The organism is Nonomuraea sp. NPDC050451, assembly GCF_044458585.1.
Map to the genome: position 1 here is coordinate 57,453 of NZ_JBITHZ010000003.1, position 24,269 is coordinate 81,721.

Here is a 24,269-nt window from a genome sequence, read left to right on the forward strand (position 1 = left end):
GGTATCAGGAGGGGCGACATCCATATTTCTGATGGATGCTGGGTGGTACGACGGCAAAGTGGGGTGCGGCCGGTGCTCAGGGTCAGGCGAGTCGCGTACGCGGGAGCCATCGTCATGGTCGGTCTGACCGGCTGCACGGCCTCCGCCGAGACAAATCCAACAGGCACGGCGACGCCCACCCCCACAGCCAGCGGCACGGCCGCCCCGACCACCACCGCCACGAGCAGCCCGCGGCCCACGACCACGACCACCAGGCAGACCATCTCGGTCCAGCTCAACCCCGACCGCGTCACCGCGGGCGAGACCTCCAAGGTGTGGATCCTGGCCAACTGCCCCGTGCCGACCGGCGGCCCGGCGCACACCGGCACCGGCACCTCGCGCGCGTTCGTCAACGGCGTCGTGCTCAACCCCGTCGCCGGGGCCTCGGCGACCCCCACCGTGACCGCCACGCCCGCCAACGGCTCGCCCTGGGTGCGTGGCGAGGCGCAGGTCTCGGGAACGGTCCGACGCGGCTCCTACCGGGTCGACGTCAAGTGCGACGGCACCAACGACATGGGCCGGGCCACCCTCAGGGTCGCCGCGGCCGAGGCCGTGCCGTCCACCGTGCCGAGCAAGGCGCCCAAGGCGGGCGGCGGGGGCACGTACGGGATGGACGCGAGCGACGACTCCTCGATCCCGATCGGCCCCGCGGGCGTGCTGGTCGGCCTCGCCCTGGTCGCGGGCATCGGTTTCGCGGTCAAGCGCCGCAAGGCGTAGCGATGGCCCGCCCTGGACGGGTGGTGCTCGCCGGCGCCGCCACGGGCCTGCTGCTGGTCGCGTTCGGCAAGAGCATGCAGACCGGCACCACGCCCACCGCGTCGATCGTGCCCGAGAGCATCGACATCCCCTCGATCGACGTCGACGCGCCGCTCATGAAGCTCGGGTTGTCGAAGGACGGCGAGGTCGAGCTGCCCCCGTACGAGAAGCCGAAGGTGGCCGGCTGGTACACCGGCAGCGCCGTGCCCGGCGAGAAGGGCGCCTCGGTGATCATCGGCCACGTCGACACCAAGACGGCCCCCGCCGTGTTCTACAAGCTCAGGCAGTTACGCAAGGGCGAGACCGTCAAGGTCGAGCGCAGCGACGGCAAGGTCGTGAGCTTCAAGGTCGACCATGTCGAGCAGGTGCACAAGGACAGCTTCCCCACCAGGCGCGTGTACCTGGAGGACGGCCTCAAGCTGGTCACCTGCGGCGGCAAGTTCGACTACGCCACGGGTGAATACCTGGACAACATCATCGTGTACGCCTCCCGCGCCTGAAAAACGGTTTGCGGGCCCCTTCCCCTCACCCAGGATCATGGACGCGTGAGTGCGAACACCAGCCCGTCCGCGTCCGGCGTGCGCCTGCCCTGGGGCGATGTGCATCCGCAGGTGCGCGCGGCGGTCGAGGACTTCCTCGGGGCGCGCGTGGCCGAGGCGGTCACCCAGTCCGGCGGCTTCTCCCCGGCGGCCGCGGTCCGCCTGCGCGCGGAGAACGGCAGGCGCGCCTTCGTCAAGGCCGTCGGCCCCGAGCCGAACGCCGACAGCGTCCGCCTCTACCGCGCCGAGCTGGAGATCGCCGCCGCGCTGCCGGAGTCGGTGCCCGCGCCCAGGCTGCTGACCGGCTTCGAACTGGAGGGCTGGGTCGCCCTGGTCTTCGAGGATGTCGAGGGCGAGCATCCCGAGCTGCCGTGGCGGCGCGACCAGCTCGACCGGGTGCTCGGCGCCATCAGGCGGATGTCGGCCGAGCTCACCCCCACCCCGATCGCCGCGCCGCCCGTGGCCGAGACTCTCGACCCGTCGTTCCGCGGCTGGCACCGCCTGCTGGAGGAGGACACGGACGGGCTCGACCCGTGGGCGCTGCGCCACCTCGGCGAGCTGGCCGAGCTCGAGTCCGGCTGGGCCGAGGGGGCGGCGGGCGACACCCTGGTCCACGGGGACCTGCGGGCCGACAACATCCTGCTCAGCGGCGAGCGCGTCTACGTCGTCGACTGGCCGTGGGCCTGCGTGGGCGCGCCCTGGGTCGATCTGGTGGCCATGCTGCCCTCGGTCGGCATGCAGGGCGGCCCCATGCCGCACGAGCTGTTCACCGATCCCGACCCCGCGGTGACCGCGTTCGTCGCCGGGCTCTGCGGCTACTTCGTCCGCCACGGCCGCCTGCCGGACCCGCCGGGACTGCCCACGGTCAGGGCGTTCCAGCGGGCGCAAGGGGTGGTCGCGCTCGACTGGCTCAAGCGTCGTACGGGCTGGTCTTGACTTTTGGAGGCGGCGGGCCGTACGGCGGGTAGGCTAGACAGCCGTGCTGGTCCTGGCCTTTGATACCGCGACACCCGCCGTCACCGCTGCGCTCCACGACGGTGGACGGGTGCTCGCCGAGCACACGACGATCGACGCCCGGCGTCACGGCGAGCTGCTCATCCCCACCATCGAACGCGTGCTGGACGAGGCGGGCGCGGCGCTGCGCGACGTGACCGCCATCGTGGCGGGCAGCGGCCCCGGCCCCTACACCGGGCTGCGCGTCGGGCTGATGACCGCGCAGGGGCTCGCCACCACGGTGGGCGTCCCCGCGTACGGCATCTGCACGCTCGACGCCGTCGCCTACGGCAGCGGGCTCGCCGAGCCGTTCCTGGTGGCCACCGACGCGCGGCGCAAAGAGGTGTTCTGGGCGCGCTACGCCGACATGCGCACCAGGCTCGACGGCCCCTTCGTCGACCGGCCCGCCGACGTGCCCGTGGACGGGCTGCCGGTCGTGGGCGCCGGCGCCGGCCTCTACGCCGAGATCCTCGGCGAGAGCGACGCGCCCCCGTACCCCTACGCCGGGGCCCTGGCCGCGCTCGCGGCCGAGCGGCTCGCCCAGGGCACGCCGCTCGACCCGCCCCGCCCGATCTACCTGCGCAGACCCGACGCCGTCGTGCCCGGGGCGCCCAAGCGGGTGACGGCGTGAAACTCCGGCCGATGACCGAGGCCGACCTGCCGGCGGTCATGTCGATCGAGCGGGCCACGTTCCCGCTCGACGCGTGGAGCGAGGGCATGATGCGCGGCGAGCTGGCCGACATGCCGCGCTCGCGCCACTACGTGGTGGCGCTCGTGGACGACGAGATCATCGGCTACGCCGGGCTCGCCGCCGCGGTCGACCAGGCCGACGTGCAGACCATCGCGGTGCTGGAGAAGCACCAGGGCACCGGCGTCGGCGGCGCCATGCTGACCGAGCTGCTGGCCGAGGCGGGGCGCAGGGGAGCGCGGGAGATCTTCCTTGAAGTACGCGCCGACAACCCGCGCGCGCAGGCCGTCTACCGGCATTACGGGTTCGAGGAGATCGGCACCCGCCGCCGCTACTACGACGACGGCACCGACGCGATCATGATGAGAAGGAATCTTGATGACTGACGAACCACTGGTCCTGGGCATCGAGACCTCCTGCGACGAGACCGGCATCGGCATCGTCAGGGGCCACACCCTGCTGGCCAACACGATCGCCTCCAGCATGGACGAGCACGCCCGCTACGGCGGCGTGGTGCCCGAGGTGGCCTCGCGCGCCCACCTGGAGGCCATGACGCCCACCGTGGAGGCCGCGCTGGCCGAGGCCGGCCTGAAGTTCTCCGACATCGACGCCGTCGCCGTCACCGCCGGCCCGGGGCTGGCGGGGGCGCTGCTGGTGGGCGTGGCCGCCGCCAAGTCGTACGCGCTGGGCCTCGGCGTCCCCCTCTACGGCGTCAATCACCTGGCCGCCCACGTGGCCGTCGACCAGCTCGAACACGGGCCGCTGCCCAAGCCGTGCATCGCCCTGCTCGTGTCGGGCGGCCACTCGTCGCTGCTGCTCGTGCCCGACGTGGCTTCAGACGTGATCTCGCTGGGCTCGACGGTCGACGACGCGGCCGGCGAGGCGTTCGACAAGGTCGCGCGGGTGCTGGGGCTGCCGTTCCCCGGCGGCCCGCACATCGACCGGGCCGCGCGCGACGGCTCGGGCGCGGCGATCACGTTCCCGCGCGGCAAGATCGACGACGGGACGCTCGACTTCTCCTTCTCCGGGCTCAAGACGGCCGTGGCGCGCTGGGTCGAGGCCCGCGAGGCGTCAGGGCAGTCGATCCACGTGCCCGACGTGGCGGCCTCGTTCCAGGAGGCCGTGGTCGACGTGCTGACCCGCAAGGCGCTGCAGGCGTGCCGGAAGTACGACGTGCACGACCTGCTGATCGGGGGCGGCGTGGCGGCCAACTCGCGGCTGCGCGCGCTGGCCCAGGAGCGCTGCGACGCGGCCGGCGTGCGGCTGCGGGTGCCCCGCCCCGGCCTCTGCACCGACAACGGCGCGATGGTCGCCGCCCTGGGCTCCAACCTGGTCGCGGCCGGGATCACGCCGTCGACGCTGGAGATCCCCGCCGACTCCTCGCTGCCGATCACGACCGTTCACGTGTGAGGGCCGTGCCGTCGATGACGGCACGACCCCCGAGGGTCAGTCCTTGGCCCTGGTGGGGCGCAGGAGGGCCTCGGCCAGGGCCAGCATGGTCTCCTCCAGGGCGCCCAGGCGCTTGGTGAGGTCGTCGGTCGCGGGCTGGACGATGCCGGTGACCGTCTCCGTGAGCTGGTCGCGGTCGGGACGCGCCGTGACGAGCTCGGTGAGCGCGTTCGCGGCGGCGGACAGGCGCTCGGCCTGGTCCCCGGCGTGCGCCTGGAGCAGCTCGCTCTGGCCCGCCAGGGCCTCGGGGAGCCGGCCCACGCGCTCGCTGACGGTCTCGATGCGGTCGTCGACGGACTCCAGGTGGGCGCTGGCCTGCTCGGCGCGGGTGGCCAGGCCGTTGAGGTGGGTGTCGAGCCCGTTGAAGCGGGTGTCGATGCCGTCGAACCGGCTGCCCAGGTGCTCCTCGGCCTCGACCAGGCGCTCGTCGATGGAGTCGATCTGGGTGTCGAGCTTGTTGAAGCGGCCCTCGTTGCGCGTGGACAGCTCGCCGAGGCGCTGGTCGGAGGCGACCATGCGCTCGTCGAGGGCGCCGAAGCGGGCGTCGATGCGTACGTCGAGCGCGTCGAACCTGTCGTCGTGGCGCCCGAGGTGCCCGTCGACGGTGCCCAGGCGCTTGTCGACGCCGCCGAGGTGGTTGTCCACGGACAGGAGCCGCTTGTCGACGCCGGCCATCCTGCCGTCGAGGCCGTCGAGCCTGGTGTCGATGTCGGCCAGGCACTCGTCGGCGGACTCCAGGCGGCTGTCGAACCCGGTGAGCCTCGAGTCGAGCCCCGTGAGCCTGCCCTCGACCCGGTCGAGCCGGGCGTCCACGCCGCTGAGCCGGGCGCTCAGGCGCTGCTCGCTCTCGCCGAGCTGGACGGCGAGGTGCTGGTCGGCCTCGTCGAGCCTGGTGGCGAGCCGCAGCTCCACGTCGGACAGGCGGCTGCCGAGCTGCTCGTCGGACTCCTTGAGGCGGCTGGCCAGCCGCTCGTCCGCCTCGACGAGGCTGGTGGCCAGGCGCTGGTCGGTCTCGTCCATCCGGGCGCTCAGCCGCAGGCCGGTCTGGTCGAGCCGGTCGGACAGTCGCTGGTCGGTCTCGTCGAGCCGGTCGGTCAGTCGTTGGTCGGTGTCGTCGAGGCGGGCTGTGAGGCGTTGGTCGGCCTCGTCGAGGCGTGTGGTCAGCCGCTGGTCCGTCTCGTCCATCCGGACGGCGAGCTGCTTGTCCTGCGCGCTCAGCCGGGCGGTGAGGTGCTCCGACAGGTCGCCGACCGCGACCTCGACCCGGTCGGTGCGGGTGCTCAGGTCGGCCATCGACTTGTCGAGCCTGGTGAAACGGCTCGCGGCGGCCTCCATGCTGGTGTTGAGCGTGGCCAGCTTGGCGGCGAAGTCGGACATCCCCTTCGTCAGGCCGTCCGTGGTCTCGAGCACCGTCTGCAGGCGGGTGAGCGCTTCGTCCACCCCCTCGCCCATGGTGCCCAGGTCGGCCCGCAGGCCGGGCAGGTCGGCCACCGGGGCGACGCGGGCGTCCACGTCTCCGATCCGCTCCCCGACGGCGTCCACGTGGTCGCGAACCGCCTCGACGTGCTGAGCCAGCCCCTCCGCCCACATCGGCGGCTTGGCGGTGATGTCGTCGAGCCGCCCGCTGACCGCCTGCAGCGTGCCGCTGAGGCCGCCGAGCTCGCGCTCGCGCACCTCGCGCAGCAGCCACTCCATGCCTTCGAGTCGCTGGCGGATCTCGTCCAGCACGGCCCCCTGCGTGCGCTGCTCGTACACATGATCCTGCGAGGCGCGCGCCAGCAGGTCCCGCATCCTCTCGGAGATGCCGGACTGGCCTCCTGCCTGGAGAAGGGTGGTGTGGTTGGAATGGTCCACCGAAAGCTCCTTTGGCTCGCCGACGGTCTGCCGCGCAGCGGTGGTATATAGGTCGATTTTCAGATGAACGAGCGGGAACGCGGGAAACCGCATCAGGGGAGAACTCCCGTCCGCCCACCTTAGCCTCTCGATCAAGGTCCGTCAGGGGCGAAGTGAAAGATCGAGGTTAACGGCAGAATGACCGGTTCAGGCAGGTGGAGAGGTGTCGCAGATGATGACCGATGGCTTATCGAGGATCCGGGTAAGGATGATAGTTGCTGATTTTTCGCCATTCAGGCGGAGATCAGAGCGGAGGCGCTCGATGTCGACGGCGGAGCCACGCTTCTTGATGGTGACATTTCCCACTAGTCGTTCGCGGAGTGCGGCGCGCAGCTTTTTCCCGGAAAAAGGGAGAACGTCCTCTACTTCATATCTGGCCGCCCATGGGGTGTCGATCGGGTCGTCACCGGTGATGTAGGCGATCATCGGGTCGAGCAGGCGTCCGTTCACGATTTCCGACACCTCTCCCACGAGGTGCGCCCGGATGGCCGCGCCGTCCGGCTCGTAGACGTACCTGCCGGCCGGGCCGACCGGGGCCTCGGCTCCGGTGGGAGTCAGGGTGTGGCCGCCGGGCAGCAGGGTGGCGCGGCGGCGCGCTCCCTCCTGGCCGGTCCAGAGAGCCGCCTCCTTGACCTCGCCCTTGTACGAGACCCACTCGGCCTCGGCACCTGCGGGGATGAACTCGTACGGGATGCCCGGGGCGACCTTGACGCACGCCCGGGAGGCTCTGGAGAGCAGGTCGAGCACCACCGGCCAGGGCGGGGAGTAGGCCATGGGGTCGAACGTCCTGCCCCGGCTCGTCCTCCTGGCCGGGTCGGCGAAGAGCACGTCGTACTCCTCCGGCCGGACCTCGGCCGCGTCCCCCACGGACACTCTGACCCTGTCGCCCAGCCCGAGCGCGTCGGCGTTGGCCCTGGCCACGGCGACGGTCAGCGGGTCGGTGTCCACGGCGGCCACGGTGCAGCCGGCGCGGGCCAGCGCGAGGAAGTCGCCGCCGATGCCGCAGCAGGCGTCCACGACCCTCAGCCCGTGCGGGGGCGCGTCCGACCGTGGACCGGTCAGGCGGCGGGCGCGGTGCTCGGCGACCTCCGTCCGCGTGGACTGCTCCAGGCCGTGCGGCGTGAAGTACATCCGCCCGGCGTCCTCGCCGAACTTGGCCCTGGCGCGCTCCCGCAGCCCCGCCTGGGTGAGAGCCGCGGAGGTCAGGGCGGCGTCGTACGTCTTGCGTAGCTTTGTGGCGGCGGCCACCGGATCCGTGCCCACCAGCTCCACGGCCTCCGCGAGCGCGCGCTGCCCGCGCGGTGTCAGCAGCTCGTCGAAGGCGTCAAGGTCCACATCACCCGACGTTAGCGCCATGTCCGACCCGGTCGGACCAAGGGCGTACCGTGTCCATAGGGGGACGGGTTCGGTCTGATCGCTCTCAGCAGACGCGTTCGTGTTGACTGTCAAGCCCCTCTTGCATATGTTTCCTGTTGGCACTCTCCCCTTGAGAGTGCCAACGTGCGACGAGGCAGGTCTGACACCCGCGACGGCAGGCCCAGCTGGTCGCCTCTTCTAGATCATTCAAATCTGAAGGGGAGGTCCGATCGTGACGACCGCCACCAAGGTTCCCGTTAAGCCGCTCGGCGACCGCATTGTGGTTCAGCCGCTTGAGGCCGAGCAGACCACCGCTTCCGGCCTGGTCATCCCTGACACCGCCAAGGAGAAGCCGCAGGAGGGCAAGGTCCTCGCGGTGGGTCCCGGCAACTGGGATGAGGACGGCGACAAGCGGATTCCGCTCGACGTCTCTGAGGGCGACATCGTCCTCTACAGCAAGTACGGCGGCACTGAGGTCAAGTACGGCGGCGAGGAGTACCTCGTGCTCTCCGCCCGCGACGTTCTCGCGATCATCGAGAAGTAAGCCGGATGTGTCGAGCCCCGGGCGCTCTTGAGGGCGGCCGGGGCTTTCGACGCTAGGAGAGGACTTTCAAGTAATGGCGAAGATCCTGGAGTTCGACGAGGACGCCCGCCGCGCGCTCGAGCGCGGTGTGAACGCCCTCGCCGACGCCGTCAAGGTAACCCTCGGCCCGCGTGGCCGTAACGTCGTCATCGACAAGAAGTTCGGTGCGCCGACGATCACGAACGACGGTGTGACCATCGCTCGTGAGATCGAGCTGGAAGAGCGCTACGAAAACCTCGGCGCCCAGCTCGCCAAGGAAGTTGCCACCAAGACCAACGACATCGCTGGTGACGGCACCACCACCGCCACCGTGCTGGCCCAGGCCATGGTCCGCGAGGGCCTGCGCAACGTGGCCGCCGGCGCCTCGCCGCTGTCGCTCAAGCGCGGCATCGACAAGGCCGCCAAGGCGATCAGCGACAAGCTGCTCGACAGCGCCCGCGAGGTGGCCGACAAGAAGGAGATCGCCAATGTCGCCACGATCTCCGCTCAGGACGCGCAGATCGGCGACCTGATCGCCGAGGCGTTCGACAAGGTGGGCAAGGACGGTGTCCTCACCGTCGAAGAGTCCAACGCCATGGGCATGGAGCTCGAGTTCACCGAGGGCATGCAGTTCGACAAGGGCTACGTGTCGCAGTACATGGTGACCGACCCCGAGCGGATGGAGTCGGTCCTCGAGGACGCCTACATCCTGATCAACCAGGGCAAGATCGCCTCCATCGCGGACTTCCTGCCGCTGCTGGAGAAGATCGCCCAGACGAAGAAGCCGCTGCTCGTGATCGCCGAGGACGTCGAGGGCGAGGCCCTGGCCGTTCTGGTCACCAACAAGATCCGCGGCACCTTCACCTCCGTGGCCGTCAAGGCCCCGGGCTTCGGCGACCGCCGCAAGGCCATGCTGCAGGACATCGCCATCCTCACCGGTGGCCAGGTCGTCAGCGAGGAGGTCGGCCTCAAGCTGGAGCACGTCGGTCTCGAGGTGCTCGGCACGGCCCGCCGCGTCGTCGTGACGAAGGACAACACCACCATCGTCGACGGCGCCGGTGACCCGCAGGCCATCGAGGACCGCGTCAAGGAGATCAGGCTCGCCATCGAGCAGTCCGACTCCGACTGGGACCGCGAGAAGCTGCAGGAGCGCCTGGCCAAGCTCGCCGGCGGTGTGTGCGTGCTGCGCGTCGGCGCCGCCACCGAGGTGGAGCTGAAGGAGAAGAAGCACCGTCTCGAGGACGCGATCTCCGCGACGCGCGCCGCGATCGAGGAGGGCATCGTCTCCGGCGGTGGCTCCGCGCTGATCCACGTCTCCAAGACTCTCGACGACCTCGGCCTGACGGGCGACGAGGCCACGGGTGTCGGCGTCGTGCGCCGCGCCCTGGTCGAGCCGGCCCGCTGGATCGCCGAGAACGCCGGTCTCGAGGGCTACGTGGTGACGCACAAGGTCGCCGAGCTGGAGGCCGGCCACGGCCTCAACGCCGCGACCGGCGAGTACGGCGACCTGATCGCGCAGGGCGTCATCGACCCGGTCAAGGTCACGCGTTCGGCCGTCCAGAACGCCGCGTCGATCGCGGGCATGCTCCTCACGACCGAGGCGCTCGTGGTGGACAAGCCCGAGGAGGAGGCCCCGGCCGCCGGCGCGGGCCACGGTCACGGCCACGGCCACTGACCCGTCTCTTCTCTCGCCACGGCCCGCACCCGAAAGGGTTGCGGGCCGTTCGGCGTTCCAGGGACGGTTGATTACGGGAGGTTCAGCGCGGGCCGAGTGCGCTCGTACAGGACTCCGATCGCGCCGTTGCCGAGGAGCGCCATGTCGGAACATCCGGCGTGGTCGCCGTCGATCCGGTTGGTGGAGTTGTCGTAGTTCCGCCAGGTCGCGCCTTCGTCGAACGACGAGCGCACGTTCATGCCCACCGGGTTGTTGTCCGTCTTCGGGGTGGCGGGCGCCGAGAGCAGGATCCGGGGGTAGGGGGCCCGGTTCCGCCGGCGCAGCAGGGCCGAATGGGTGGGCGGAGCGCTGATCGCGCCGTCGGCCTGGAAACCGCCGTCGAACGACTGCTCGCTCTGGGCCAGGCCGTGGACGGAGGTCTGGTCGTCGGGCACGGCGCCGTTGCGGGCGACAAGTTGTGGCGGACGCCGAACTCGGCGAACGAATGCTTTCAACCGCCCGGCGGCATCTGACCAGCGCGGAGACCCCACGCCGCCGCAGATTCCATGTCTGGCGTACACGGCGTTGCACGATGCCGTCCGCAAGTTGCAGATCCAGGGTCTCCGGGCGACGGCGACCGGCGGCCACCTGGCGGTCCCAGCATGCCGCGCGGGCGCAGTTCGGGGCGTCCATGGGAGCGGTCCTTCGCTACCGCACTACGCGGCACGAAAGCGAGTATCCGGCCAGCCGCACCTGGATCGACGAGGACAGCGTCCGCGATGACCTGCCGCCGGCGATCGCGGCGGTGGACGCGGCGGAACGGGCGCTGACGCGCATTGCCTGATCCCTTCGCCACGGGCGGGGAGGCTGGTGTTGGGCGCCGCCAGGGCCCTTGTGGCGCTTGCGTCCCACGCCTCCAGACGGCTCGAGGGGCCTTGTCGGTCGGCCGTGCGAGCGGTGGCGCTCGTCGTGATGGCGGCTCTGTGTCGAAACCGCCCGCGGTCAGTGGGGGATCGCCTTGGCCGTGTGGTGATCGGGGTCGCGTCCGAGGGGTGCGGGGACCGGTAGGTCCTCGCTTGAGGGTGTGGGCCCCCACCGGGCGCTGCCCGAGCTCTCCATCGCGCGAAACGCGTCCCCGGGTGATGACTTGCTGTCCGGGCGGTTGGGGGGAAGTGGGCGGAAAAGGTGGATTATTGGAGTAAACCGGCAGTGGGTGATAAGCGTCCGGGATCTGACAATTGTCGTGCATTCCAGGTTATGGGATGAAACATTATGTCACTAGTTAAGCCTTAGTGTGGTCATTTGATTACTGCCCGTTATCGTCGCTTCAATGTGACCAATCCGTAGCCGTTCGCCATGACGACAGGCCGGATCAGTGCGGGCATCATGCCTATCGTGAGCGAGGGAAGCGTCGCCGACGCCAAAATTGGGGTAAGGCTCGCGTCGAGACTTCCGGCACGGACGGATGACTCCGACCTTAGGGAACTGACGAGCCTCGCCGTACAGGGAGATCGCAGTGCGATCGAATCCCTGCTCGGTGAGTTGCGTCCGATGGTGGTGCGGTATTGCCGCGCCCGGCTGGGCAGGGTTTCAGGGCAATATCACATTGCCGATGACGTAGCCCAGGAGGTGTGCATCGCGGTCCTGTCCGCGCTGCCGCGATACCGCGACATGGGGCGGCCGTTCGCCTCCTTCGTGTTCGGGATCGCCTCGCACAAAGTGGCCGACGCGCTACGGAGTTCGGTGCGCTCGGCCGTACCGACTCAGGATCTGCCCGATGGGCCGGACGACGGGCCGGGGCCCGAGGAGACCGTGGTCCGCTACATCGAGGTCGAACACGCGCGCAGGCTCCTGGCCAGGTTGCCCGAGAACCAGCGCGAGTTGCTGCTGTTGCGGGTGGTGTCGGGCTTGTCGGCTGAGGAGACCGGTAATGTACTCGGTATGTCACCGGGTGCGGTTCGTGTCGCCCAGCATCGGGCGCTGGCCAGGTTGCGGCAGATGGCCGAGCTGGAGTCGGCTTGACGCCAGAGGAGGAGACCGACGCGCTGCTCGACGCGCTCGGTCGCGGAGAGAGGCCTGACTCAGGCGATCCAGCCGTGCGGTTGCTGGCCGTGCTGCTCGATGATGTCGGTCAGCGGCGTTCCTCCGTGTCGATGACGCCGTCGACATAGCCTCTGGCGTACTCCCAGCTGACGTAGTCGGCGGGGTCCGGGTGAAAGGCCGGCTCGTGGACCTGCGGCTGGCCTTTCTCGATCATTTGTCGTAGGTTGCCGCGCAGCAGCTCCCAGTCGAAGAAGTGCTGCTCGCCGCATTCAGGGCAGTCGAGTACGAGGCCCAGCACCCCCTGCGGTTCGAGCAGGGAGCGGAAGACCTCGACGTCGGCGAGGTCCGTGATGGCCTCGTCACGTTCGGCCGCGGTGAGTGGCTCGGCGTCGTCGAGGGCGCCCATCGCCGAGGAAGGGTCGTTCGGGTCGTCCGCGAACGGGTCGCGGGGGACGTCTTCCAGCACCTTCCCACCATATGACCGAAGCGGCCCGAGCGGTGGACATTACCTCAGCCATCCGCGCCTGGCGGCCTCCACGCCCGCGTGGAAACGCGACTGAGCGCCCAGTTCGGACATGGCGTCCGCGAACCTCGCCCGGACCGTTCGCACCGATACGCCCAGCTGGCGGGCTATGGAGTCGTCGCACATGCCCTGGGCGGCCAGGCGGAGGACCTGGACCATGCCGTCGCCCCTGCGGCCCCACGGCAGGGGCACGGCCCTGGCCCACAGCTCCCTGAACAGCGTGCGGAGCATGCCCACGACGATCGGCGTGCGGATCAGATAGAAGTTGTACGCGTGGTCGGGCAGGTTGCCGCCCCAGAACGGGGGCAGTCCCGCGACCTCGGGCCCCGCGGTCATGAACCAGCTCGGCACCCGGTCCAGCGTGCGTACCTTGCCGCCCGTCTCCAGCACCCGCGTGAGCTGGTCGCGTACGCCGGGCAGAACCAGGGTCGAAACCGGGATGATCGCGTGAACCGTGAGAAGTTTTCGTTCTTGCGCGTCAATCCATAGTTCCGCAAATTTGCGCGCAAAATCAATCATGGTGCGTTCGTCGGGAACCGCGGTAAGTAATTCCATCGGCGGAGACTGCACGGCTATGCCGACCACGCTCTCGTACAGAACGTCGGCCCCGTTCACCATCTCCACCGTGAACGTGCCGCTCTGGTAGTCGCGGCCGGCGTCGTAGTCGCGGATCAGCGACCGGATCGAGCCGAGCGCCGAGTCGATCCTGCGGCTCTCCTCCGCCAGCCGGTCGAGCCGGTCGGCGATCACCCGGCCGAGGGCCGCGGCCGGGTGTCTGGCCAGGTATTCCCCCGACTGCTCGTCGATCACGCCCAGCTTGACGAGGTCGTCGAGCTGGCGGCCGACCTTCTCGACGGGACCGTCCAGGGCCTGCGCGAGATCGGTGCGGGTCGCGCGGTGCAGGCGCAGCACCGCGGTGTACAGCGCGGTCTGCGTCGGGTCGAGGCCCAGCGTCTCGAAAGGATCAGGCATGGTACGGGGCTCGTTGCGCATTATGGGCGGCTCCGTTGGGGGGACACGGGCGTGCCGTGAGGATAACCCCGCATTACGCTCGTGTCCCCCCGTTGCGATGACTGGTCGGAGCGCGGTGTGCAACTTCGTGCAATTGCACGTTTTCACATTGCGTTGTTCCGTTCAGTAACGCAGGCTTTACCTAGCGTCGGCACCCTGCGAGGGCTGAGGCGACGGCGGGCCATCAGGACGCGGAGGGGGGTTCGGTGGCGCCAAGCGCCGCCTTGACCCGGGTGCCGGTGGCCGAGGCACGGGACGGATCACCGACCGTCCCGTGCCTCGGCACTTTTCGATGCCGGGAGTACGACGGACCGTGGGGGTCATCGTGCTCCCGGCATCGCCGTTGTCGGGCGGGTGGTGTGCTCAGGCGGGCGGCTGGGCGTCGTGCGGGGCGCGCAGGGCGGACCGCGCGGCCAGGGGCTGGGCACCGGGTGAGGTGCGCCGGCGCCCCGAGCGGTGGTGGTCTGGCCCAGGAGGTCGTGGTGTGGTGCAAGGGCGGCGATGGCACCCCCAGGGCGGTGGTGCGGTGCGAGGGGAGTGGCGGGGGCGGTGTCGGGGTGATCGTCTGAAGGGCTGTTCGGGGGTGGAGAAGGCAGTGGGCGTGGCGGGTGTGGGTGCTGCGGCGCAGTTTGGAGGCAGGGCCTAGACTTGGCTCAATCAGAGCAACGGCAAGAGGGGGCCGCAGCATGTCCAAGTTCACCGAGACAGGTTTGACCTTCGACGACGTGCTGTTGGTGCCCGGCTATTCAGACCTGCAGCCAGGCGAGGCCGACACCAGGGCCCGGTTGTCCCGTGGCATCACCCTGTCCATCCCGCTGGTCTCCGCGGCCATGGACACCGTTACCGAGGCCCGCATGGCGGTCGCCATGGCGCGCCAGGGCGGCATCGGCATCCTGCACCGCAACCTGTCGGTCGAGGAGCAGGCCCAGCAGGTCGACCTGGTCAAGCGGTCCGAGGCCGGCATGGTCACCAACCCGGTGACCTGCAGCCCCGACAACACGCTGGCCGACGTGGAGAAGCTCTGCGCGACGTACCGGATCTCGGGTGTGCCCGTGACGGACGTGGACGGCACGCTGCTCGGCATCGTGACCAACCGCGACATGCGCTTCGAGACCGACCAGTCGCGCGCCGTGCGCGAGGTCATGACCAAGATGCCGCTCGTCACCGCCCCGGTCGGGGTGTCGCGTGACGAGGCGTTCGCCCTCCTCCGGCGGAACAAGATCGAGAAGCTGCCGCTGGTCGACTCCGACGGCAGGCTGCGCGGCCTGGTCACGGTGAAAGACTTCACCAAGAGCGAGCAGTACCCGCTGTCCACCAAGGACGCCGACGGCCGGCTGATCGTGGGGGCGGCCGTCGGCGTCGGTGGCGACGCCGAGCTGCGGGCCAAGGCGCTGATCGAGGCCGGCGTCGACGTGGTGGTCATCGACGTGGCCCACGGTCACTCCAAGGGCCTGGCCGACATGGTCGGCAAGATCAAGGCCAACAGCAAGGTCCAGGTCGTCGCGGGCAACATCGCGACCAGGGCCGGGGCGCAGATGCTGGTCGACGCGGGCGCGGACGCGGTCAAGGTGGGCGTCGGGCCCGGCTCGATCTGCACGACGCGGGTGGTGGCCGGGGTCGGCGCGCCGCAGGTCACGGCCATCTACGAGGCGTCCAAGGCGTGCGCGCCCGCGGGTGTGCCGGTCATCGGCGACGGCGGCCTGCAGTACTCCGGCGACATCGTCAAGGCCATCGCGGCCGGCGCCGACACGGTCATGCTGGGCTCGCTGCTCGCCGGCTGCGAGGAGTCGCCCGGTGAGCTGATCTTCATCAACGGCAAGCAGTTCAAGTCGTACCGGGGCATGGGCTCGCTCGGCGCGGTGCGCAACCGCGAGCGCGGCGGCACCTCCTTCAGCAAGGACCGCTACGCCCAGGCCGACGTGGGCGGCGACGACAAGTACATCCCCGAGGGCATCGAGGGCCAGGTGCCCTACCGCGGCCCGGTCGCGGCCGTCGCGCACCAGCTCATCGGGGGCCTGCGCCAGGGCATGTGGTACGCCGGCTGCCGCACGATCGCGCAGATGCACACCGACTGCGAGCTCATGCCGATCACGGCGGCGGGCCTCAAGGAGAGCCACCCCCACGACATCCAGATGACCGTGGAAGCTCCGAACTATCACAGAAGGTAAGTTCATGACTCAGCAGGTGGAGATCGGCCGGGGCAAGGCCGGGCGGCGGGCGTACTCGCTTGACGAGATCGGTCTGGTTCCCTCGCGGCGCACCCGGGACCCGGAGGAGGTCTCGATCGCCTGGCAGATCGACGCCTACCGGTTCGAGCTGCCGGTAGTGGTCGCCCCCATGGACAGCGTGGTGTCCCCGGCGACCGCGATCGAGATCGGCCGGCTCGGCGGCCTCGCGCCGCTCGACCTCGAAGGGCTCTGGACGCGGTACGAGGACCCGTCGCCGCTGCTGGAGGAGTGCGCCGCGCTCGACGTGGAGGCAGCCACCAAGCGGCTCCAGGAGATCTACGCCGCGCCGATCAAGGAGGACCTGATCGGCCGGCGGATCGAGGAGATCCGGGCCTCCGGCGTGACCACCGCCGTGCGGCTGTCGCCGCAGCGTACGGTCCAGTACCACAAGGCCGTGATCGACGCGGGCATCGACATCTTCGTCATCCGCGGCACCACCGTGTCGGCCGAGCACGTCTCGGGCCGGGCCGAGCCGCTCAACCTCAAGCAGTTCATCTACGAGCTCGACGTGCCGGTCATCGTGGGCGGCTGCGCCACGTACACGGCGGCCCTGCACCTGATGCGCACCGGCGCGGCGGGCGTGCTGGTGGGCTTCGGCGGCGGCGCCTCGCACACGACCCGCAACGTGCTGGGCGTGGCCGTGCCGATGGCCACGGCGATCTCCGACGTGGCGGCGGCGCGGCGCGACTACATGGACGAGTCCGGCGGGCGCTACGTGCACGTGATCGCCGACGGCGGCATGGGCACCTCCGGTGACATCGCCAAGGCCATCGCCTGCGGCGCCGACGCCGTGATGGTGGGCTCGCCGCTGGCCAGGGCCGCCGAGGCGCCCGGTCACGGGTTCCACTGGGGTTCGGAGGCGCACCACCCCGACCTGCCGCGTGGCCGGCGGGTCGAGTTCGGGACGGTCGGCACGCTGGAGCAGATCCTGCACGGGCCGTCGAGCGTGGCCGACGGCTCGATGAACCTGATGGGCGCGCTCAAGCGGACCATGGCCTCCACCGGCTACTCCGACATCAAGGAATTCCAGCGCGTCGAGGTCGTGGTGGCCCCGATCCAGCGCTGACGCCCATGCTGGAGAGCGCGGTCGAGCGGGTGTTCCGCGAGGAGTACGGCAGGGCCGTCGCCGTGCTCGTGCGGGTCTTCGGTGACATCGACGTCGCCGAGGAGGCGGTGCAGGAGGCGTTCAGCGTGGCGGTGCGGCAGTGGCCGTCCGCCGGGGTGCCGCCGAGCCCGGCCGGGTGGATCATCACGACCGCGCGCAACCGGGCCGTCGACCGGTTGCGCAGGGAGTCGGCGCGGCCTGGCAAGTACGCGCAGGCCGCGCTCCTGCACGCCCAGGACGCGCCCGTGGATGTGGGCCCCGTCCAGGACGACCGGCTGCGGCTGATCTTCACGTGCTGCCACCCCGCGCTGGCCGTCCAGGCGCGGGTGGCTCTCACGCTGCGGTTGCTCGGCGGGCTGACGACGGCGGAGATCGCCCGCGCGTTCCTGGTGCCCGAGGCGACGCTGGCGCAGCGGCTGGTGCGGGCGAAGAGCAAGATCCGGGCCGCCGGGATCCCGTACCGGATCCCGGCGCAGGCCGATCTGCCCGAACGCCTGCGCGCGGTGCTGGCCGTGGTCTACCTGATCTTCAACGAGGGCTACACCGCCGTCCGCGCGGACCTGTGCGCCGAGGCCGTCCGGCTCGGGCGGTTGCTGGTCGAGCTCATGCCGGACGAGCCCGAGGCCATGGGGCTGCTGGCGCTGATGCTGCTGATCGAGTCGCGGCGCGCCGCCCGTACCTCCGAGGAGGGCGAGCTGGTGCTGCTGGGGGAGCAGGACCGCGGGCTGTGGGACCGCGGTCTCATCGCGGAGGGTCAGGAACTCGTACGGCGGTGCCTGCGGCGTGACGAGCCCGGCCCGTACCAGATCCAGGCCGCGATCAACGCCGTGCACAGCGACGCGGCGAGCGCGAAGGACACCGACTGGGGGCAGATCGTGCGGCTGTACGACCTGCTGGCGCAGCTCGACCCGAGCCCGGTCGTGACGGTGCACCGGGCGGTGGCGGTGGCCGAGGTGGAGGGACCCGAGGTGGCGCTGGGGCTGCTCAAGGGGCCAGATGACTACTACATGTTCCACGCGGTGCGGGCCGACCTGCTGCGGCGGCTCGGGCGCGAGGCGGAGGCCGCCGCGGCGTACGAGGCCGCGGCCGCGCGGGCGGGCAACGAGGTGGAGCGGGACTTCCTGCGCAGGCGCGCCCTGCGCGGCTGATCACTGGCGGGCGTACGTCATGACCACCGCCCCGTTGCTGTACGTCTTCGAGCCGGTCAGCGTGAACAGGGTCGGCCGGAACTCGCCGTCGAACGCCGAGATGCCCGCCCCGGCCACCACCGGGTAGCACTTGATGACCAACTCGTCGATCTCCGGCAGCAGGGCGCCGGCCAGCTTGCCGCCCCCGCAGAGGTAGATGTCCAGGCCGTCCTCCTGCTTGAGCCGGCGCACCAGGCCGAGCGGGTCGCCGGTGACCAGCTCGACGGCCGGGTCCTCGATCTTCATGGTGCTGGACACGACATACTGCCGCAGGTGGGCGTACGGGTTGGTCACGCTCTCGTCGATCTGGTAGGTGCCGCGGCCCATGAGCACCGTGTCGAAGCGCTGGTTGGGCGCGTCGAGGCCGAACACGGCGCGGAGGTGGGTGGGGACGGTCTCGGGGTAACGGGCGTTGACGTCGGCCGTCATGTCGTCGGCCCACGGGTAGAAGTCCCACTCGCCGTTCGGCCCCGCGATGTAGCCGTCGATGGAGGTGGCGACGAAGTACACGAGCTTCCGCAAAATGACTCCAGATGAAGTACTATGGTTGAAGTGGTTTAACCGTAGTACTACGAATGGAGTGGTGTCAACATGGTCAGGCAGAACGTCGCCAGGCGGGCGGCGCTGGTCGATGCCGCGATCGAGGTGCTGGCCAGGGAAGGGGCCCGCGGGCTGACGTTCAGGGCGGTGGACAAGCAGGCGGAGGTGCCGCCGGGCACCGCGTCCAACTACTTCCCCAGTCGCGACGAGCTGTTCACCCAGGCGGGCGGCCGGATCTACGAGCTGCTGCAGCCGGACGCCGCCATGACCGCCGCCCACCTGAGCGGGCCGCGTGACCGCGACCGGGTGGTCGCGCTGATGCACGAGGTGGTGGATCGCGTGGCGTCGTACCGATCGGGCTACCTGGCGCTGCTGGAGCTGCGCCTGGAGGCCACCCGGCGGCCGGAGCTGCGGGCCGTGCTGACCGAGCGGATCCGTGCCGACGTGGACGCGAACGTGCGCAACCACCTCGAATCGGGCCTCCCTGGTGACGCGACGAGCGTGCTGCTGCTCTACCTCGCCATGAACTGGCTCGTCGTCGAGCGGCTCACGCTGCCCGACGTGTTCGGCGAGGAGGAGATCCACAAGCTCGTGACCAGCGCTGTTGAGCGATTGGTGCCCTAGCATGCGGGCATGGCCGACCTACGCCACACGCACGAGCTGGCCTTCGCCGGCGACGTCGTCATCAAGCGCTACATGGACAGCAAGCCCGGCGCGGCCGAGCGCGAGTGGCGCGCGCTGAACCTGCTGGCCGAGCACGCCCCCGGCCTGGCCCCCGAGCCGATCGGCTACGAGGACGGCGTGGTGACGATGTCCCGGATCGACGGGGTGTCGCTGCGCGGGCTGCTCGCGACGGCCGTGCACGTGGCGGCCCTGGTGGAGGCGCTCACCGAGTTGCACACCGCGGTGCCGCCGCACGTGCTCCAGGCCGTGCCGCTGCGCCCGTGGCATCTCGAGGCGCTCGCCGACTGGGCCGACCGGCGCGGCACGCGCTGGGAGCCCAGGGACCCGCTGGCGGACCGGGCGGTCAGGGAGGGCACGCGGTGGCTGCGGGGCTGGTCGCCGGGCGGGTCGGGGGTCACGCCGGCGTTCGGGGCGGGCGACGGCAACCTGGCGAACTTCCTGTGGGACGGCACCCGCGTCCGCATCGTCGACTACGAGGACTCGGGGCGCAGCGACGTGGCGTTCGAGCTCGCCGAGATGGCCGAGCACGTGTCGATGTGGGTGGACGGCGAGGTGGAGATCGCGCACCGCTTCGAGCTGAGCGCGCCGGAGGAGCGGCGGATGCGCGACTGCCGCAAGCTGCACGCGCTGGTCTGGCTGTTCCTGCTCTCGCACGAGCACCCGCGCAATCCGCCGGGCACCTTCAAGCGACAGGTCGAACGCGTGCTGGCAACATTGGGCGCATGAGACTGGCGGATCACACCGACAAGGCGGCCGTGGAGCGGCTGGTCCACGACGCCTACTCGCCGTGGATCGAGGTCGTCGGCATGCGGCCGCTGCCGATGGAGGCCGACTACGGCGCGCTCATCTCGGCCGGCCGGGTGCACGTCACCGACGCGCTCGACGGGCTCATCGTGCTCGTCCCCGAGGACGGCGTCCTGCTGGTGGAGAACGTCGCCGTGCGGCCCGACCGCCAGGGCAAGGGACTCGGGCGGACGCTGATGGCGTACGCCGAGGAGCAGGCGCGCCGGCTGGGGCTGCCCGCGCTGCGCCTCTACACCAACACCAAGATGACCACCAACATCGCCCTGTACGGGTCGCTCGGCTACGTCGAGACCGGCCGCATGGGCGTCGAAGGCCGCTCCGCGGTCATGATGCGCAAACAGCTCACCCCGTGAGGACGCCCAGGAGGTGGCTGACCTCCCTGGCCACCGCGTCCCGCCCGGCCTTGAGATATTTGCGGGAGTCGACCACGCGCTCGTCATGGGCCAGGTAGTCGCGTACCGCGCCGGTGAACGCCTTGTTCAGGTGGGTCGCGATGTTGATCTTCTTCATGCCGTTCCGCACGGCCTCGCGCAGCACGTCGTCCGGCACCCCCGACGAGCCGTGCAGCACCAGCGGCACCGGCACCGCGGCCCGCAGCTCGGCGATGAGCCCCAGGTCCAGCACCGCGTCCTTGGTCGTCATGGCGTGCGAGGTGCCCACGGCCACGGCCAGGGCGTCGACGCCGGTCTTGGCCACGTAGTCGACCGCCTCGTGCGGCTTGGTGCGCGCGCCGGGCGCGTGCACGCCGTCCTTGCCCCCGACCTCGCCCAGCTCGGCCTCCACCCACACGCCGCGCTCGTGGCACCAGGCCACCACCTCGGCGGTCGTGCGCACGTTCTCGTCGTCGGGCAGGGCCGAGGCGTCGTACATCACCGAGCCCAGCCCCAGCTCCACCGCCTCCTCCACGAGCGCGCGGTCGGTGGCGTGGTCGAGGTGGACCGCGACCGGCACCTCGGCCCGCCTGGCCACCGCCAGCGAGGCCAGCGCGACGGGCTCCAGCGCGCCGTGGTAGCGCACGCAGTTTTCGCTGATCTGCAGCACGACCGGCAGGCCCAGAGCCTCGGCGCCGGCCACGATGGCGGTGGCGTGCTCGAGCTGGATCACGTTGAAGGCGCCCACCCCGGCGGGCGACTGGCGGACGATGTCGCCGATGGCGGCGAGGGGCATGACGTGCTCCTTACGTGATGATGATCTGGGGGTGTATGGCGGCGTAGACGTCGGGGTCGAAGTCGCCGGCCACGGGTGCGGCCACGGCGGCCGCGCCGAGCGCCGCTGCCCGCCTGAGGCTGTCGGGCCACGACGCCGACTCCACCAGGCCCAGCGCGAGCCCGGCAACCAGCGAGTCGCCCGCCCCCGTCGGATTACCCCGCACGGTGTACGGCATGCGCGCGGTGAAAGTGCCCTCCGCGGTGACCGCCAGCAGCCCGTCGGCGCCCATGGACACCACCACGGCCCCGGCGCCCTGGCTGCGCAGCGCCTGCGCGCCCTCTGCCGGGGTGCCGCCGGGAACGGCCCTGGCCAGCTCCTCCCGGTTGGGCTTGACCACGGAGGGACGGCCTTTGGGAGCGTGGCGGAGGGGGTCGCCGTCGGCGTCCACGATGGCCGGGACCCCCTTGTCGGCGGCGATGGCCGCCAGCGTGGCGTAGGTGTCGGCGGGGACGCCTCGCGGGAGGCTCCCCGAGATGACGACCGCGCCGGCGGCGTCCAGGAGCGATTCGTAACGCCGTACGAAGCCTGCCAGCTCGCCGGGGGTGACCTCCGGGCCGGGCTCGTTGAACAGCGCGGTACGCGTGCCCGCCTGCTCGGAGACGACCAGCGTCGTGCGGGAGTCGGCGGCGACGGGGTGCAGGGCGGCGGGCAGGCCGGCCGCTCGCAGGTCGTCCTCGATCGCCCGCCCCGTGGGGCCGCCCGCGAGCCCCGTGACCAGCACGTCCTGGCCCAGCGCGGCCAGCACGCGGGCGACGTTGACGCCCTTGCCGCCGGCGCGCCGGTGCACGGCGCTGACCCGGTTCACCCCGTCCCAGTCGACGTCGGGGACCTGGTAGGTCACGTCGAGGGCGGCGTTGAGCGTCACGGTGAGGATCATCAGGGCTCCGTGATCCAGACGCCGTCCTTCAGCACCCCGGCCACCTCCAGCGAGTCGGACAGCACCACCAGATCGGCCGCCTTGCCCACCGCGATCGAGCCGATCCGGTCGGCCAGGCCCAGCACCCGCGCGGGCGTCAGGGAGGCCACCTGGACCGCGTCGGGCAGCGACATCCCGACGTCCTGGACGCTGCGCCGGAACGCGACGTCCATGGTCAGCGTGGACCCCGCGATCGAGCCGCCCTCGACCAGCCTGGCCACGCCGTCCTCCACCCGCACCCGCATGGGGCCGAGCACGTAGTCGCCGTCGCCGAGCCCGGTGGCCGACATCGCGTCGGTGATCAGCGCCGTCCGGCCGGGCCCCGCCACCTCGTACGCCAGGCGCAGCATGGCCGGATGCACGTGCACGCCGTCGTTGATCAGCTCGACCGTCACCCGCTCGTCGTCGAGCAGCGCGGCCACCGGGCCGGGCGCGCGGTGGCCCAGCGGCGGCATCGCGTTGTAGAGGTGGGTGGCCACGCTCGCGCCCGCCTCGATGCCCTGGATCGTGGTCTCGTAGTCGGCGTCGCTGTGCCCCACGGCCGCGATCACGCCCTCGGCGGCGGCCATGCGGATGACGTCGAGCGCGCCGGGCAGCTCGGCCGCGATGGTCACCATGCGGACGTGCCCGCGCCCGGTCTTCAGCAGCTCCGAGAGCTCCTGCCGCGACGGCTCCCGCAGCAGCGTCGGGTCGTGCGCGCCGCAGCGGGCCCTGGCGATGTAGGGGCCTTCGAGGTGAATGCCGGCCAGCAGCCCCTCCTCGCACAGCTCGGCCAGCGCCGCCACGGCTCTGGTCAGCCCGTCGATCGAGTCGGTGACCAGGCTGGCCATCGTCGTGGTGGTGCCGTGGCGGCGGTGCAGCTCGACGGCCTCACGCGCCTTGTCCTGCTCGCCGGTCGGGAACGAGCCGCCCGCGCCCCCGTGGTTGTGGATGTCCACGAACCCGGGGATGACGTGCCGCCCTCCCACGCTCAGACCCTGACCTGGGGCGGATCCGCGGCCGACATGCGTGATGCGGCCGTCTTCGATGGTCAGCCACCCCTCGTGGACCCCCTCGGGGGTCACGATCCTGGCGTCGGCAAGAGTAAGGCTCATGAAGAAAGGATCACAGATCGCGTGAGGTGCATGGGCTCGTCGGGGTTCAGCCCTTGGGCGAAGGCCCGGGCGACGGCCACCCGCTGGGCGCGGATCAGCTCGGCCATGGGGTCGAGCGCGGTCTCGAAGAACGTCCCGCCGGTCTCCTCGACCTGCGCGCGCAGGCCCTCGGGCGCGCTGCCGAGCATCCACGTCACGCGCCCGGGGGCGGCGATGCTGATCGGGCCGTGCCGGTATTCCATCGCCGGGTACGCCTCCGTCCACGAGCGGGACGCCTCGCGCATCTTCAGCGCCGCCTCCTGCGCCAGGCCGACCGACCAGCCGGTGCCGAGGAAGCTGAACTGCTCGGCCCGCACCAGCTCGTCGGGCAGCGGCGCGGCCACGGCCGCCTCGGCGTCCTCGACGGCCTTGGTGAGTTCCTCGCCGAGGCTGGCCCGCAACAGGGCCAGCTGCGTGGTCGCGAACCTGGTCTGCACGACCGACTGCTCGTCGGCGTAGTCGAGCACGACGACCTCGTCGGCGGCCGTCATGATCGGCGTGTTCGGGTCGGCGGTGATGGCCGTGGTCTTCGTGGTCGTCCTGGACAGCAGCTCCAGCACCTCTGTCGTGGTGCCGGAACGGGTCAGCGCGAGCACGCGGTCGTACGAGCGCCCGATCGGGGCCTCGGAGGCGGCGAAGGCGTCGGTCTCGCCGTGCCCGGCCCGCTCGCGCAGGGCGGCGTACGCCATCGCGATGAACCACGACGTGCCGCATCCGACCACGGCGACCCGCTCGCCCTGGCGCGGCAGCGCGTCGGCGGGAACGCTCGCGATGGCGCGACGCCAGCACGACGGCTGGGACGCGATCTCGGCCTCGGTGTGGGTGGTCACCACTTGCCTCCCCGGCGATTGATTGTTTCTGCTGGTTTTATACCAGGAAAGTGCATTAATGAACACCGTTGGCCCTGGCCTGGCTGGTTGTGCCACGCTTGCCCTTGTCCCCATCGCCTAGGAGGCC

General features: G+C 70.8%; 26 protein-coding genes. 16 read left to right on the forward strand and 10 right to left on the reverse strand.

The features are described 5' to 3' along the window. The first annotated feature begins 72 nt into the window (after positions 1-72). From ACIBI9_RS11555 to tsaD, 6 genes are read left to right on the forward strand one after another with little or no spacing between them, the layout of a single operon-like run. The gene (locus ACIBI9_RS11555) at positions 73-756 is read left to right on the forward strand and encodes a hypothetical protein (RefSeq protein ID WP_397221892.1); all 684 of its coding nucleotides are present in this window, start codon (positions 73-75) and stop codon (positions 754-756) included. 2 nt (positions 757-758) lie between these two features. Beyond that, entirely contained in the window at positions 759-1,295 is a 537-nt protein-coding gene (locus ACIBI9_RS11560; RefSeq protein WP_397221893.1) for a class F sortase, read from the forward strand. Between the two features lie 45 nt (positions 1,296-1,340). Beyond that, positions 1,341-2,270 carry an aminoglycoside phosphotransferase family protein gene (locus tag ACIBI9_RS11565; RefSeq protein WP_397221894.1) on the forward strand — a complete coding sequence of 310 codons (930 nt, stop codon included), beginning with the start codon at positions 1,341-1,343 and terminating at the stop codon, positions 2,268-2,270. A gap of 43 nt (positions 2,271-2,313) precedes the next feature. Then, positions 2,314-2,958 carry a tRNA (adenosine(37)-N6)-threonylcarbamoyltransferase complex dimerization subunit type 1 TsaB gene (tsaB, locus tag ACIBI9_RS11570; RefSeq protein WP_397221895.1) on the forward strand — a complete coding sequence of 215 codons (645 nt, stop codon included), beginning with the start codon at positions 2,314-2,316 and terminating at the stop codon, positions 2,956-2,958. 11 nt (positions 2,959-2,969) lie between these two features. Further along, positions 2,970-3,401 carry a ribosomal protein S18-alanine N-acetyltransferase gene (gene rimI / locus ACIBI9_RS11575; protein ID WP_397221896.1) on the forward strand — a complete coding sequence of 144 codons (432 nt, stop codon included), beginning with the start codon at positions 2,970-2,972 and terminating at the stop codon, positions 3,399-3,401. After that, positions 3,394-4,425 carry a tRNA (adenosine(37)-N6)-threonylcarbamoyltransferase complex transferase subunit TsaD gene (tsaD, locus tag ACIBI9_RS11580; RefSeq protein WP_397221897.1) on the forward strand — a complete coding sequence of 344 codons (1,032 nt, stop codon included), beginning with the start codon at positions 3,394-3,396 and terminating at the stop codon, positions 4,423-4,425. The genes rimI and tsaD overlap by 8 nt, the downstream gene beginning before the upstream one ends. 36 nt (positions 4,426-4,461) lie before the next feature. Here the strand turns inward: tsaD and ACIBI9_RS11585 are convergent, their stop codons facing one another. Continuing rightward, complete coding sequence (locus ACIBI9_RS11585; protein ID WP_397221898.1) at positions 4,462-6,318, reverse strand: hypothetical protein; 1,857 nt, start codon at positions 6,316-6,318, stop codon at positions 4,462-4,464. A 186-nt stretch (positions 6,319-6,504) separates the two neighbouring features. Further along, positions 6,505-7,692, reverse strand: coding sequence for a methyltransferase domain-containing protein (locus ACIBI9_RS11590; RefSeq protein ID WP_397221899.1), 1,188 nt, complete (start codon positions 7,690-7,692; stop codon positions 6,505-6,507). Between the two features lie 250 nt (positions 7,693-7,942). Here ACIBI9_RS11590 and groES point away from each other — a divergent pair, with 250 nt between their 5' ends. Next, a complete protein-coding gene (gene groES, locus ACIBI9_RS11595; protein WP_197093639.1) occupies positions 7,943-8,257 on the forward strand; it encodes a co-chaperone GroES in 315 nt (104 codons plus the stop codon). A 73-nt stretch (positions 8,258-8,330) separates the two neighbouring features. Continuing rightward, positions 8,331-9,950, forward strand: a complete 1,620-nt coding sequence (gene groL / locus ACIBI9_RS11600) for a chaperonin GroEL (protein WP_397221900.1) — start codon at positions 8,331-8,333, stop codon at positions 9,948-9,950. Positions 9,951-10,021: 71 nt separating this feature from the next. On the opposite strand, the gene ACIBI9_RS11605 is transcribed toward groL, so the two are convergent. Then, positions 10,022-10,384, reverse strand: a complete 363-nt coding sequence (locus ACIBI9_RS11605; RefSeq protein WP_397221901.1) for a hypothetical protein — start codon at positions 10,382-10,384, stop codon at positions 10,022-10,024. 236 nt (positions 10,385-10,620) lie between these two features. Here ACIBI9_RS11605 and ACIBI9_RS11610 point away from each other — a divergent pair, with 236 nt between their 5' ends. Both ACIBI9_RS11610 and ACIBI9_RS11615 read left to right on the forward strand, forming a co-directional pair. After that, positions 10,621-10,773 carry a hypothetical protein gene (locus ACIBI9_RS11610; RefSeq protein WP_397221902.1) on the forward strand — a complete coding sequence of 51 codons (153 nt, stop codon included), beginning with the start codon at positions 10,621-10,623 and terminating at the stop codon, positions 10,771-10,773. A gap of 542 nt (positions 10,774-11,315) precedes the next feature. Next, on the forward strand, positions 11,316-11,951 hold the full coding sequence (locus tag ACIBI9_RS11615) for a sigma-70 family RNA polymerase sigma factor (RefSeq protein ID WP_132334441.1): 636 nt from the start codon (positions 11,316-11,318) through the stop codon (positions 11,949-11,951). A gap of 109 nt (positions 11,952-12,060) precedes the next feature. Here ACIBI9_RS11615 and ACIBI9_RS11620 read toward each other — a convergent pair whose 3' ends face one another. Both ACIBI9_RS11620 and ACIBI9_RS11625 read right to left on the reverse strand, forming a co-directional pair. Beyond that, positions 12,061-12,438 (reverse strand): DUF5319 domain-containing protein, encoded by a 378-nt coding sequence (locus tag ACIBI9_RS11620; protein ID WP_090930411.1) that lies wholly within the window; start codon positions 12,436-12,438, stop codon positions 12,061-12,063. Positions 12,439-12,477: 39 nt separating this feature from the next. Next, entirely contained in the window at positions 12,478-13,467 is a 990-nt protein-coding gene (locus tag ACIBI9_RS11625) for a LuxR C-terminal-related transcriptional regulator (protein WP_397221903.1), read from the reverse strand. 725 nt (positions 13,468-14,192) lie between these two features. Here ACIBI9_RS11625 and guaB point away from each other — a divergent pair. From guaB to ACIBI9_RS11640, 3 genes are read left to right on the forward strand one after another with little or no spacing between them, the layout of a single operon-like run. Further along, on the forward strand, positions 14,193-15,674 hold the full coding sequence (gene guaB / locus ACIBI9_RS11630; RefSeq protein WP_397221904.1) for an IMP dehydrogenase: 1,482 nt from the start codon (positions 14,193-14,195) through the stop codon (positions 15,672-15,674). A 4-nt stretch (positions 15,675-15,678) separates the two neighbouring features. Beyond that, a complete protein-coding gene (locus ACIBI9_RS11635) occupies positions 15,679-16,800 on the forward strand; it encodes a GuaB3 family IMP dehydrogenase-related protein (RefSeq protein ID WP_397221905.1) in 1,122 nt (373 codons plus the stop codon). Between the two features lie 5 nt (positions 16,801-16,805). Then, positions 16,806-17,987, forward strand: a complete 1,182-nt coding sequence (locus tag ACIBI9_RS11640) for an RNA polymerase sigma factor (RefSeq protein ID WP_397221906.1) — start codon at positions 16,806-16,808, stop codon at positions 17,985-17,987. Here ACIBI9_RS11640 and ACIBI9_RS11645 read toward each other — a convergent pair whose 3' ends face one another. Then, a complete protein-coding gene (locus tag ACIBI9_RS11645; protein WP_397221907.1) occupies positions 17,988-18,548 on the reverse strand; it encodes a dihydrofolate reductase family protein in 561 nt (186 codons plus the stop codon). 69 nt (positions 18,549-18,617) lie between these two features. On the opposite strand from ACIBI9_RS11645, the gene ACIBI9_RS11650 reads away from it, so the two are divergent. Genes ACIBI9_RS11650 through ACIBI9_RS11660 form a run of 3 tightly spaced genes read left to right on the forward strand, consistent with a single transcriptional unit; the run spans position 18,618 to position 20,407 of the window. Further along, positions 18,618-19,190 (forward strand): TetR/AcrR family transcriptional regulator, encoded by a 573-nt coding sequence (locus ACIBI9_RS11650; RefSeq protein ID WP_397221908.1) that lies wholly within the window; start codon positions 18,618-18,620, stop codon positions 19,188-19,190. Between the two features lie 9 nt (positions 19,191-19,199). Continuing rightward, the gene (locus ACIBI9_RS11655) at positions 19,200-19,976 is read left to right on the forward strand and encodes a phosphotransferase family protein (RefSeq protein WP_397221909.1); all 777 of its coding nucleotides are present in this window, start codon (positions 19,200-19,202) and stop codon (positions 19,974-19,976) included. After that, complete coding sequence (locus ACIBI9_RS11660; RefSeq protein ID WP_397221910.1) at positions 19,973-20,407, forward strand: GNAT family N-acetyltransferase; 435 nt, start codon at positions 19,973-19,975, stop codon at positions 20,405-20,407. Before ACIBI9_RS11655 ends, ACIBI9_RS11660 begins: the two co-directional genes overlap by 4 nt. Here ACIBI9_RS11660 and ACIBI9_RS11665 read toward each other — a convergent pair. Genes ACIBI9_RS11665 through ACIBI9_RS11680 form a run of 4 tightly spaced genes read right to left on the reverse strand, consistent with a single transcriptional unit; the run spans position 20,397 to position 24,142 of the window. After that, on the reverse strand, positions 20,397-21,221 hold the full coding sequence (locus ACIBI9_RS11665; protein ID WP_397221911.1) for a ketose-bisphosphate aldolase: 825 nt from the start codon (positions 21,219-21,221) through the stop codon (positions 20,397-20,399). The genes ACIBI9_RS11660 and ACIBI9_RS11665 overlap by 11 nt on opposite strands. Positions 21,222-21,231: 10 nt before the next feature. Then, positions 21,232-22,140, reverse strand: a complete 909-nt coding sequence (locus ACIBI9_RS11670) for a 1-phosphofructokinase family hexose kinase (protein WP_397221912.1) — start codon at positions 22,138-22,140, stop codon at positions 21,232-21,234. Continuing rightward, positions 22,140-23,273 carry an N-acetylglucosamine-6-phosphate deacetylase gene (gene nagA / locus ACIBI9_RS11675; protein ID WP_397221913.1) on the reverse strand — a complete coding sequence of 378 codons (1,134 nt, stop codon included), beginning with the start codon at positions 23,271-23,273 and terminating at the stop codon, positions 22,140-22,142. The genes ACIBI9_RS11670 and nagA overlap by 1 nt, the downstream gene beginning before the upstream one ends. After that, entirely contained in the window at positions 23,270-24,142 is an 873-nt protein-coding gene (locus ACIBI9_RS11680; RefSeq protein WP_397221914.1) for an SIS domain-containing protein, read from the reverse strand. The genes nagA and ACIBI9_RS11680 overlap by 4 nt, the downstream gene beginning before the upstream one ends. Positions 24,143-24,269: the final 127 nt, after the last annotated feature.

Excerpts from the sequence above, each read along its gene's own strand:
- ACIBI9_RS11560 (WP_397221893.1), top strand. The coding sequence starts at position 759 with ATGGCCCGCCCTGGACGGGTGGTGCTCGCCGGCGCCGCCACGGGCCTG.
- rimI (WP_397221896.1), top strand. The coding sequence starts at position 2,970 with ATGACCGAGGCCGACCTGCCGGCGGTCATGTCGATCGAGCGGGCCACG.
- tsaD (WP_397221897.1), top strand. The coding sequence starts at position 3,394 with ATGACTGACGAACCACTGGTCCTGGGCATCGAGACCTCCTGCGACGAG.
- groL (WP_397221900.1), top strand. The coding sequence starts at position 8,331 with ATGGCGAAGATCCTGGAGTTCGACGAGGACGCCCGCCGCGCGCTCGAG.
- ACIBI9_RS11610 (WP_397221902.1), top strand. The coding sequence starts at position 10,621 with ATGGGAGCGGTCCTTCGCTACCGCACTACGCGGCACGAAAGCGAGTAT.
- ACIBI9_RS11615 (WP_132334441.1), top strand. The coding sequence starts at position 11,316 with ATGCCTATCGTGAGCGAGGGAAGCGTCGCCGACGCCAAAATTGGGGTA.
- ACIBI9_RS11625 (WP_397221903.1), bottom strand. The coding sequence starts at position 13,467 with ATGCCTGATCCTTTCGAGACGCTGGGCCTCGACCCGACGCAGACCGCG.
- guaB (WP_397221904.1), top strand. The coding sequence starts at position 14,193 with ATGTCCAAGTTCACCGAGACAGGTTTGACCTTCGACGACGTGCTGTTG.
- ACIBI9_RS11635 (WP_397221905.1), top strand. The coding sequence starts at position 15,679 with ATGACTCAGCAGGTGGAGATCGGCCGGGGCAAGGCCGGGCGGCGGGCG.
- ACIBI9_RS11640 (WP_397221906.1), top strand. The coding sequence starts at position 16,806 with ATGCTGGAGAGCGCGGTCGAGCGGGTGTTCCGCGAGGAGTACGGCAGG.
- ACIBI9_RS11650 (WP_397221908.1), top strand. The coding sequence starts at position 18,618 with ATGGTCAGGCAGAACGTCGCCAGGCGGGCGGCGCTGGTCGATGCCGCG.
- ACIBI9_RS11655 (WP_397221909.1), top strand. The coding sequence starts at position 19,200 with ATGGCCGACCTACGCCACACGCACGAGCTGGCCTTCGCCGGCGACGTC.
- ACIBI9_RS11660 (WP_397221910.1), top strand. The coding sequence starts at position 19,973 with ATGAGACTGGCGGATCACACCGACAAGGCGGCCGTGGAGCGGCTGGTC.
- ACIBI9_RS11665 (WP_397221911.1), bottom strand. The coding sequence starts at position 21,221 with ATGCCCCTCGCCGCCATCGGCGACATCGTCCGCCAGTCGCCCGCCGGG.
- ACIBI9_RS11670 (WP_397221912.1), bottom strand. The coding sequence starts at position 22,140 with ATGATCCTCACCGTGACGCTCAACGCCGCCCTCGACGTGACCTACCAG.
- nagA (WP_397221913.1), bottom strand. The coding sequence starts at position 23,273 with ATGAGCCTTACTCTTGCCGACGCCAGGATCGTGACCCCCGAGGGGGTC.